Below are 10,908 nucleotides of genomic sequence, written 5' to 3'. Positions count from 1 at the left end.
AAAGGGGCAACGGCGATGGGCGTGGCGGTTACAGGTCGGCGTCGTTGAGCTCGGCCATCAGCGCGTTCAGTTCATCTTGCGACATGCCCGAGGCACTGAATTCGGTGCTCTCAGTGTCGACATGCCGGGCGTCCAGCGGCTGGGCGACATGGGCCATGGCGGCGATGGTCTGGTGTTCGAACACATGCTTGGCCGACAGCGCAATGCCTTGTTCGTGGGCCTGGGCCACCACTTGCAGGCTAAGGATCGAGTCGCCCCCTATGGCAAAGAAGCTCTCGGTGACGCTGACGCTGTCGAGCCTCAAGACCTTGGTGACTATGGCGTGCAAGGTGGTTTCCATCGGCGTGCGCGGGGCGACATGGGTGCTTTGGTCGAACTGGTCCGGGTCTGGCAGTTGGCGGGTATCGAGTTTGCCGTTGGGGGTGCGTGGGAAGGCTGACAATGTCAGCACCCGCGTTGGCACCATGTACGACGGCAGTCGCTCGCCGAGGTAGCGCTTGAGGGCTTCTGAATCCGGCGCGTAGCCATGGGCGGCGAGCACATAGGCCAGCAGACGCTTGCCGGCGGGTTGCTCCTGCACAATCACGGCTGCTTCGCGCACGTCACTGTGGCTGCACAGTTGTCGCTCGATCTCGCCGAGTTCGATGCGATAGCCGCGCAATTTGACCTGATGGTCCTTGCGCCCCAGGAACGCCAGGCGCCCATCGGCCAGCCAGCAGGCCAGATCACCGGTGCGGTAGGCGCGGGTGCCGTCGGCCAGGGTGACAAAGGCCTTAGCGGTTTCCTCGGGCTTATTGCGATAACCACGGGCCAGGGTTGGGCCGGCCAGCACGATTTCACCGGGTTCACCGATGCCGCTGGTGATGTCGTGTTCATTCAAGACGCGCAGGTCCATGCCGGCAATCGGGCGGCCGATGGTCAAGGCGCGGTCGGGGCTCAGTACATCGTAGGTCGCCCACACGGTGGCTTCAGTAGGACCGTATTCGTTGACCAGCAGCGTGTGGGGCAGGGTGTTGCTGTGCTGGGCGATCAACGACGGCGGGCAGGCTTCCCCGGCAACGATCCAGCATTGCAGGCTGTTGGCGCTGCCGAGTTGATCCAGCAACGCTTGATACAGCGAGGGCAGCGACAGGCCGTGGCTGACCTGGTGTTGGCCGATCAAGTGCGACAGGCGCGCCATGTCCAGCTCTTCGCCGGGTGCCGGCAATACCAGGCGGCCGCCTTGGGCCAGGGTCCAGAAAATCCCGGCCACGGAGCTGTCGAAGGCAAACGAGGACAGCAGCAGGTAAGCGCTCACCGGCGCTTCATACGCCGCCATGCGCACCTGGGTGGAATAGCTCAAGGCAGCGTGGCTGATTTCGACGGCTTTCGGTGCACCGGTGGAACCGGAGGTGTAGATCAGGTACGCGAGGTCGTCGCCACGCGGCAGCGGCAATGGCGGCAGGTTGTTGGGGGCGTGCAAGTCGTCCAGCACAAAGCTCCGCAGGCCGGCCGGCACGCTATCGGCCAGCTCAGGGCTGACGACGATGTGCGCAATGGCGCTGTCGGCGAGCATGTAGGCGCGACGGTCCTGCGGATAAGTCGGGTCCACCGGCACATAGGCACCACCGGCCTTCAACACGGCAAGCAGCGCGACGATCGCGGCGTTGCCACGGGGGAACAGGATACCGACCGGCACACCGGCACGGATGCCGGCGGCCACCAGTTGGTGCGCCAACTGCGTGGCGCTTGCGTCCAGTTGCGCGTAGCTCAGGTCGCCCTGCGGGTCGCTCAGGGCGATGGCGGTTGGCTGTAGTTGCACTTGGCGGCCGATCAGTTCAACAAGCGTCACGGCTTCTATCACCGGCGGTTGTGCCTGGGGGGCGATGATCTGCGCTTGCAGCGGCCCGCCCATGGGCAACTGCGCCCAGGCCTGGTGCGGTGCGGCCAACGCGGAGTGCAGCAACTGCGCCCACTGTTCGGCAAGGCAGGCGGCCGCCTTGTGGCTGAGCAGATGGCGATCGTAGATGATCTGCGCGTTGAGCCGCTCGGGACCTTGATGAACGTGCAGGCACGCCTTGGCCGGGCTCATTACCGCACTGGCGTCGCGTTCGCGCGCATCGCTGGCACGCCAGGCGAAGGCATAACCGCCCTTGAGGTCCTGGGTGTAATAGTCCTGCCAGCCTGTGGCCTGTTCGACCAGGGCGCTGACATGGCGGCTTTGTTCCAGCAAGGTCGCCTGGGCTTGCAGGTCGATCCGCACAGGCAAGGTTTGCTCGAACAGGCCCAAGGCGTTGTCGAGTTCCGGGCCGCGACTGGCATGGATCAGGGTGATCGGCACCTGCTGTTGACCGGACAACCGCCCGAGCAGCACCGCCCAGGCCGCCAGCATCAGCTCAGCGGTCAGTACCGGGTGGTGGGGCAGGTGCACGTCGATGCGCTGCGGGCTGAATCCACCGGGGCGGGGCGTTTCCAGCGACAGTTGCAAGCTGTGCTGTTCGCTGTCGGCTGAGGGTTTCCAGAACATTGCGCCGGGGTGTTCGGGCTCGTCTTCGGCAAGGCTCCAGCGCCACTCGGCGTAATCGGCGTATTGAAGGGTTTCGGACAGGTCCGGCGGGGTGTCTTGCAGCAGGGCAATGGCCAGCAGTTTCAGGCTGGCGAGGTCAAGATGGCTGCTGGCGGCGGCCAGGTGCAGCACGTGCCCCTCGGTCAGTTGCACCAGCGTCACGGCCAGCGGCGCGGTCCCGTCCAAGGTGGCCAAGGCAACCTGCTGATCGGCTGGGCTGAGGTGGCGCAGGTCCTTAACGCCCACGCTCAGCGCGGCCTGGTCGTGAATCACTTGCACCGGATGGCGCAGGCCTGGCACCGGAGTCAGCTGTGTGCGCAGTATTTCGCTGCCGCTGACCAATGCCTGCAGGCGCTGGGATAGGGTGTTGGCGTCTACCGCCTGGGCGATGGTCCATTGCAGTTGGCAACTGAACGTGTGTTCGGTTGCGCCATCGAGGTGCGGGTAAAGCGACGCTTGTTGCGGTGAGATACGAAAGCCTTGAAGTCCGTTCATGTTCAGCTCAACTGCAAAATGGGGTTGATAGCGGTCAGACAGCCACGTCGGCGGACAGCAAGGCCTCGGCCATGCCGGTCATGATTGCGCGTTTGCCGGTAAACGGTTCGCGACCGTGCACCGCAAGCATGTTGTCGATAAACAGCACGTCGCCCTGTTGCCAGGAGAAACGCACCAGCGAATCCAGGTAGGCGGCGCGCAGCGACGCCAGCACCTCCGGTTCGATCGGTGTGCCGTCGCCGTAGAAGGTGTTGGTCGGCAGGTCGAGGTCGTTGAAGTTGCCTTGCAGCGAATCGCGGATGGCCGGCGGCAGGGTGCTGATGTGAAAAAACGTCGCGTGGTTGAACCAGACTTCTTCGCCGGTACGCGGATGGCGTACCACTGCCGGGCCTCGTTGGCGGGTGCGCAGGCGGTTGTTTTCTTTCCATTCCACTTCGATACCGACGCTGGCGCAGTAGGCTTCGACTTCGCTGCGGTCGGCGGACTGGAAGACGCTCTGCCACGGCAGGCCGAAACCGTCGCCGTAATTACGCACGTAGAGCACGCCTTTTTCACGAAAACGCGCCTCGATGTCGGCGCTGATCCGGGCCTTGACTGCGCGGGTTGAACCGATCGGGGTTTCGCCGCCGGTCTCGGACGGCAGTTGGCAATAGAAGAACAGGCGCAGCGGGAAACGCGGCGAATAGGAGTGTTCGTTATGCGGGAAAATCATCTGGTCGGCCGGGTAGTCGGTCGAGGTGTAGATGTTGCCGCCGACCCGGGTGCGCGGGGAGGCGCGGAACATATATTCCAGGGCACCGGGGGACAGGGCAGCGATGACGTGGTCGAATTGTTCCACCGACGCGACGCCGAATCCGCGGAACAGCAGGGCGCCGTATTGCAGCAGCTTCCGTTCCAGGGCTTCGCGTTCACGGGTAGCCCAGGCCACCAGATCGACGCCGCTGACTGCGGGTTCGATCACCAACGGCAAGGCGTGATCGGGGCTGAGCAGGCGTTCGCTGACCAGTTGCTGGGGGGCAACGTTCATGGCTTTGCGGCGCGCACTGCCCAGTGTGCGGGGTGCTGGGGGCACGATAGGCATACAAGCATCCACCTTGATCAAAGGGTCAGTGAGCGACGTTTGGTTTGCAGCAACTGACTGCGACCGGCGAGGGCGTGGGACTGCTGGCTTTCGCGCTGGAAAGCTTGATCCCAATCGTCAAGGCGCTGGGCCAGGGCGGGCAGGGACTCGCCGAGCAGATCACGAACTTCGCCGAGTAGGCGGCTCCACAAATGCTGCAGGCGCAAGGCTCGGGGCTGATCGAAGTACTCGCCACGGTATTTGAGCGTGGCATCAATGCCGTGGCCGGCATGCACCAGGTCGAGCACCAGATGGAAGTCTCCCGGCGCCTGCGCAATGTCCATGCTCGTCAGTTGTGCACCGGCAAGAGTGACCGGCGCAACCCGCGACGGTTGATAGTTGAGCTTGACCTGGAACAGCGGCGAATGGCCGGCGCGCCGGGTTGGGGCCAGCGCCGCGACAACCAGGTCAAACGGCAGGTCCTGGTGGGCATACGCCAGTCGCGCCTCATCACGCACGTGCGCGAAAAAATCCGCCAGCGTCCCTTCCCCGGCTATCTCACAGCGCAGGGTCAGCTGGTTGACAAAGAAGCCGATCACCTCGTTGTGCGCGGCCAGCGGACGGCCGCTCACATCAGTGCCGAGCAGAAAACGTTGCTGGCCGCCCAATTGCTTGAGCGCCAGTTGATAGCTGGCCAACAGCAGCATGAACAGCGTCATGCCGTGTTCACGGGCGACGCAGGCGAGGGTGTCGCAGGTGGCTTGGGGCAGGCTGAAATTCAGGCTGTGTTCGCCGTGGGTAGTGCCGCTGCCGCCCAGGTCCAAGGTTTGCGGCACATCGGCCAGGTGTTCGCGCCAGAAATCCTGGTGCGTGGCGATGCGCTGGTCTGTCCAGTGCGCGGCTTCCCAACGGGCAAAGTCCAGATATTGCACCGGCGTTTCATTGGCGGCCTGGGCCGCCAGTTCAGCCAGCAGCAGTTGTGCGGAGCGGCCGTCGAAGGCGATGTGGTGCAGGGTCAGCAGCAGGTCGTGCTGGTGATCGTGGCTGATCAGGTGGGCGCGTAGCAGTGGGCCTTGCTTGAGGTCGACCGGGGTGGCGTGTTCCTGGGCCAGGCAGTCCGCCAATTGATCATGGAGGGTCAAACGCACGTTGCTGGCCGGCAGCACCTGTTGCTGCGGGCCATCAACGCTATCGTGATAGACCGTGCGCAGCACACTGTGACGCTCGACCAGGGCATTGAGCCGTTGCGACAAGACGTCCCTGTCAACTGGGCCTTGCAGCTTCAGGTGCAATACCAGGTGGTGGTGGGTGTCCTGCGGGTTCAACTGGTGCAGGAACCACAGGCGACGCTGGGCGAAGGATTGGCGGCGAGGGTGGGGGGTAGCGTCTGATTCGAGGCGGGCACCGGGCGCCGGAGTCCCGAGGTACACGAGCAGCGCCTGCGCCCATTCGGCCAGGCGTCGTTCGCCGAACAGACTCTGGGTGTCGAGGTCCCAGCCCAGGTCGCGGTGCAGGCGCGCGGCAAAATCGGCAATGCCGATGGAGTCCAGGCCCAAGCCGATCAGACTGAGCTCGACGTCGACGCTGAGGTACGGATTGACCTCGATCAGCGTCTGTTCCAGCCACTGCTGGCAGGCCGAAAGGCTCGGCTGCCGGCGCAGTTGCTCGATAGCGATGCGTTCAACGGGCGTGCTTGCCTGCCCGCCGCTCTGGGCGATGATGCTCAGGGTGCCGGCCGCCCATTGGTTGCGCGCACCCTGGCGGGCGATCTTGCCGCTGGTGGTCATCGGGATGGTGCCGGCTTCCACCAGCACAATCTGGTCGATGCCGCAGTCGGCCGCTTCACGCACGGCGGTTTGCATCGACGCGAACAGCGCCGGGTGATGTGCCGGGTCGACAAACTTGCGCTGCGGCTCGGCAACGATCACCAGTTTCTCGCGGCCGAGCAGCAGGTCCATCTCCGAGAAAGCCGCGATGCGTCCGGTGCGGATGCCCGGCTCACTGTCGGTGATCGCAAACTCGATATCGTGGGGGTAAAGGTTGCGGCCGTTGAGGATCAGCAGGTCTTTGAGGCGGCCGCAGATGACGATTTGACCTTCATGCATGAAACCCAGGTCACCTGAGCGCAGGTAATAGCCGGGCTCACCGACTATCTGCGCCTCGAACGCGTAGCGGCTGGCATCGGGGTTTTTCCAGTAGGCCTCGGCGTTGCTCGGGCCTTGTAGCCAGACTTCGCCGATGCGGTCGACGGCGCAGCGTTCGTGGGTGTTCGGGTCCGCAATGGCGATGGTGTGAAGCGCTTGCGGGTAGCCACAGGCGACAAACTCAACCGCAGTGGCGTCGCCGGACGCCAGGGCCACGTGGCCGGTCTCCAACACGCTTTTGTCCAGGCGCAACACCACCGGGAGGGCTTCGGCGGGCGTTGCGCTGACGCACAGGGTTGCTTCGGCCTGGCCGTAACCGGGGCTGATGGCCATGGGGTTGAGGCCGCACGCGGCAAAGCGTCGGGCGAAGGCGTCGAGGGTGGCCGGGTGGATCGGCTCGGCGCCGTTGATTGCGTGCTGCCAGGCGCTCAGATCGAGCTGGGCGATAAGGCTGTCGCTGACCACGCGGTTGCACAGGGCATAGGCAAAATTCGGCGCGAAGCTCGCGGTAGCGCGGTAGCGACTCAAGGCCTGCAGCCAGGTGGACGGTGCATTCACGAAGGTCTGCGAGGCCATCAGGTAGCACGGCATGCCGCTATAGAGCGGGGCGAGTACGCCGCCGATCAAGCCCATGTCGTGGTACAGCGGCAGCCAGTTGACCATGGCGCCGTGCTCATCGAAACCGTAGGCCTTGCGCATCAATTCGACGTTGGCGATCAGGTTGCGCTGGCGCACTTCGACGCCTTTGGGCGTGCCGGTGGAGCCCGATGTGTATTGCAGGAACGCCACGCTGGCGCCGTCGATCGCCGGCCGTTGCCACGTGTCAGGCGCCGGGGTGCCGAGGTTGTTGACGGTCAACACATCGACGCGATGTTCAACCAATTCGCGTAGACCTTCGCAATGATCCAAGGGCGCGAGGATCAGCGCTGGCTGCGCATCGATCACGACATTGCGCACGCGATCCAGATGGCGCGGCTTGCGGGAAGGCGGCGGGAACAGCGGCACGGCGATCAGCCCCGCATATAAGCAGGCGCAGAACGCGCGTGCATAGTCGAGGCTGCTCGGCAGCATCAACAACACGCGGTCGCCTGGACTGCAACGCGCCTGCAAGGCGGCCGCCAGGGATTGGGACTGCTCGTGCAATTGGGCAAACGTGAGGGTTTCGCCGATCTCGACGCCGTCCGGCAGGAAATGCAAGGCAGCACGCTGCGGGAAGTGCAGGGCGTTAGCCTCCAGCACTTCGATCCAGTGATTGAATGCAAACATGGTGGGATTTACGCCATGGCCACGATGACTTTACGGTCACCGGTATAAGGATTGCGCCCGTGGGCGACCAGTCGGTTGTCGAGCATCAGAATGTCGCCGGGTTCCCAAGGGAAGCTGACGGCGGTCTGGTCATAGACCGCACGCACCGTATCGAGCATCGCATCGGGAATCGCCGAGCCGTCGCCGAAATACACATGGCGCGGCAGGTTCTCTTCACCGACGGCCGCCAGCAGGCTGGCACGCACGGCGGGTTCAATGGCCGAGACGTGAAACAGGTGCGCCTGGTTGAACCAGACCCACTCGCCGGTCTCGGGGTGCTGCAACACGGCGGCGCAGCGTTGGCGGGTCCGTAGGTCGTCGTCGGCCTTCCATTCCCACTCGATGTCGTTGTCCTGGCAATAGCGTTCGACCTGGGCGCGGTCTTCGGTGTTGAACACTTTTTGCCAGGGCAGGTCGAGGGCGCCGCTGTAGTTGCGCACGTAGAGCAACTCGCGGCTGGCGAATAGCTCACGAATCTCGGCGGGCATGCGCTGATAGATCAGGCGGCTGTCGCAGATTGGCGTTTCGCCACCGGTTTCACTGGCCTTGATGCAGTGGAACCAGATGCGCGAAGGCCAGGGGCGGGTATAGGCCTGCTCATTGTGCAAAGGGATGAATTGGTGGGCCGGGTATTCCGTCGAGCTGTAGACCCCGGCGAACACTTTGCTACGTGGCGTGGAGCCGAATTCGTAGCTGGCCAGCGGCGCGCCGAAACTGGCGGCAAAGCGTTTGAAGTCGATCGGGGTGGGGACGTTGAAGCCGCGAAACAGCACGCCGCCCACCGTACGCAGGCTGTCATCAAGGCTGTCGCGGATCGACGGCTCGAGCGCATGGATCGATTGGCCTGGGGCAGCCTGCACGCACCTTGGCAATACCGCTGCGCCGGGGGCTTGATCCTTGATTGAAACAGGCTCGGAACGTCCGTTCGGGTGTTCGATTGAGGTCATCCTTTGCACATCCTGTTTATTTTTCTTGGCTCTGTAGCAACGTGACAGCAGGCCGTTAAAACTGGGCAGTGGCCTCGGCGAGACTTTGAAACCTAATGTGTATATGTGAATACAGAAAGTATATTAGGTGTGAATGAGAGGGATTATCAATACTATTCCTTTAATATTTTTTTTCGACTAGACTCCGCCCCGCTGGGAAAAAACAGCGATTTGCCAACGGATAAAAATACAAATAACTGCGGTAGGGGAGCGGGGCGTGAATTACAAAATTAATACACTTGCGTTGGCGGTAGGCTCAGCCATGTACCTGTTGAACAGCGCATGGGCGGACGATCAACCCGCCGCACTGGAGATTGCGCCGGTCACCGTCACCGGCGAAAAGATCAACCGCTCGCTTGAGAAGACCCAGTCGAGCGTGGCCGTCGTGACCGAACAGCAACTGCGCGACAAGGCCGATCACAACCTGATCGACGTATTCGCCCGCACCCCTGGCGTGTACAACCAAGCCGGTAACGAAAACTGGGGTATCCGTGGTGTGCCGGTGTCGGGTTTCGATGACCAGGGCCCCGCGACCTTGAACGGCGCGGTGTCGGTGTACGTCGATGGCGCCCAACAACCGAACCGGGCGCTGACGTTGAGCCCGATCGGCCTGTGGGACACGGAGCAGGTTGAAGTCTTCCTCGGCCCGCAGTCCACCACCCAAGGCCGCAATTCCCTGGCCGGCGCGGTGGTGATCCAGACCAAGAACCCAACCTTCGACCCATCCTTCTCCGCCCAGACCAACATCGGCAACTACGGTGAGCGCGGTGTAGCCGTGGCCGGCGGTGGCTCGATCGTCGACGACAAGATCGCCGGCCGCATCGCCATCGATACCCAGGACGGCGACGGTTATATCCGCAACACCACCAATCACGACGATGCCAACCCGCACCGCACGAGCAACTATCGCGGCAAGTTGTTGATCACGCCGAACGACGACACCGATGTGCTGTTGACCTACGCACACAACGAACACCGTCAGGGCGACAACTCGATCACCCGCATCGGCGACAAGGTCCAGTATTACAAGATCGCCTCGAACACCAAGGCCTACGACAACCTTAACCAGGACACCTTGAGCGCGAAGATCGACTGGCGTCTCAACGATGCCTGGACACTGACCAACCTGACCACCTACACCCACTCGGACTACACCGCGCGCAAGGACTTCGACCAGACCGCCACGGCGAACAACGAGATCCTGCGTAACCAGGCTGGCAACATGTTCAGCCAGGAACTGCGCCTGGGTTATGAGTCCGACACAATCCGCAGCTTCGGTGGCGTGTATTTTGGCCGCACCACCAACAGCTTCCACGATCGCTTGCTGTTCAACAATGTGCAACGCGGTGCAGCCAAAGGCGATGTCGCTATCAACAACGCCGCGCTGTTCGGCGAGGTGGACTGGGATTTCGCGCCGAACTGGACTTTGATCACCGGCCTGCGCTACGACTACGAAACCAACGACACCGATATCGAGCAGGATGACTTCTCCAGCCCTGGCAAGGTCAAGAAATCCTTCAGCGCACTCTTGCCGAAACTGGGCGTCGATTATCAGTTCATTCCTGATCAGTACGTCGGTTTCATGGTGCAGAAAGGCTACCGAGGCGGTGGCGTCAACGTGCGTGCCGGTGGCGGCCACGAGGCTTACGATCCGGAGTACACCACCAACTACGAGCTGTCGTATCGGGGTTCGTTCCTCGAGAAGAGCCTGCGTGCGCGCGCCAACCTGTACTACACCGATTGGAAAGACCAGCAGGTCAGCGTGCTCGACCCGTCGGGCAATTTCTTCCTTGTGTACAACGCCGGTCGCAGCGACATCAAGGGCCTGGAAGTCAGCGTCGAAAAAGACTTCGGTGAGCAATTGACCCTCAACATCGGCGGCGCCATCACCGATGCCAAATACAAGGACTTCAACACCGGCGACGGCCTGGATCGTAGCGGCCAGCCATTCCTCTACTCGCCGAAATACAAAATGTCGGTGGGCGGTACCTACCGCTGGAACGACCGCTTGACCCTCAACACCGACCTCACCTACCAGAGCACCGCGCCGTCCGACTTCGAGTTCGACGCCAACGGCAACGTCAGCAAAGTACGCCGCAGTGACAACTACGTGCTGACCAACTTCAGCACCGAATACAAGGTGACCAAGAACGTTGCGGTGTCCGGTTACCTGAAAAACGCTTTCGGCAAGGAATACGTCACGAGCAACCGCATTGGCGACATCATCGATGTGGGCGCCCCGCGCACATTCGGCCTGGTACTGCGTTACGACATGTAAGTCGATGGGCGCAGGGATGCGCATTCCCAGCGTCTGGTTTCAAGCTGTTTGCTGCCTGGGGCGCTCGCGCCCAGGCAGTCCCACTTGCTTCCACA

General features: G+C 62.7%; 5 protein-coding genes. 1 reads left to right on the top strand and 4 read right to left on the bottom strand.

The features are described 5' to 3' along the window. Positions 1-28 precede the first annotated feature (28 nt). Genes K7431_RS02120 through K7431_RS02105 form a run of 4 tightly spaced genes read right to left on the bottom strand, consistent with a single transcriptional unit; the run spans position 29 to position 8,496 of the window. Positions 29-3,040 carry a non-ribosomal peptide synthetase gene (locus tag K7431_RS02120; RefSeq protein WP_012724385.1) on the bottom strand — a complete coding sequence of 1,004 codons (3,012 nt, stop codon included), beginning with the start codon at positions 3,038-3,040 and terminating at the stop codon, positions 29-31. Positions 3,041-3,074: 34 nt separating this feature from the next. Beyond that, positions 3,075-4,121, bottom strand: coding sequence for a TauD/TfdA family dioxygenase (locus K7431_RS02115; protein WP_043205380.1), 1,047 nt, complete (start codon positions 4,119-4,121; stop codon positions 3,075-3,077). A 17-nt stretch (positions 4,122-4,138) separates the two neighbouring features. Then, a complete protein-coding gene (locus K7431_RS02110; RefSeq protein ID WP_012724383.1) occupies positions 4,139-7,510 on the bottom strand; it encodes a condensation domain-containing protein in 3,372 nt (1,123 codons plus the stop codon). An 8-nt stretch (positions 7,511-7,518) separates the two neighbouring features. Further along, the gene (locus tag K7431_RS02105) at positions 7,519-8,496 is read right to left on the bottom strand and encodes a TauD/TfdA family dioxygenase (RefSeq protein WP_043205379.1); all 978 of its coding nucleotides are present in this window, start codon (positions 8,494-8,496) and stop codon (positions 7,519-7,521) included. 256 nt (positions 8,497-8,752) lie between these two features. Between K7431_RS02105 and K7431_RS02100 the strand changes: the two genes are divergently transcribed. Then, complete coding sequence (locus K7431_RS02100) at positions 8,753-10,813, top strand: TonB-dependent receptor (RefSeq protein WP_012724381.1); 2,061 nt, start codon at positions 8,753-8,755, stop codon at positions 10,811-10,813. Positions 10,814-10,908: the final 95 nt, after the last annotated feature.

This window comes from Pseudomonas fluorescens group sp., assembly GCF_020093335.1.
Lineage (GTDB): Bacteria > Pseudomonadota > Gammaproteobacteria > Pseudomonadales > Pseudomonadaceae > Aquipseudomonas > Aquipseudomonas petroselini.
The sequence above is the reverse complement of the archived record's forward strand: the minus strand, read 5'-3'. Positions and strand labels throughout refer to the sequence as shown.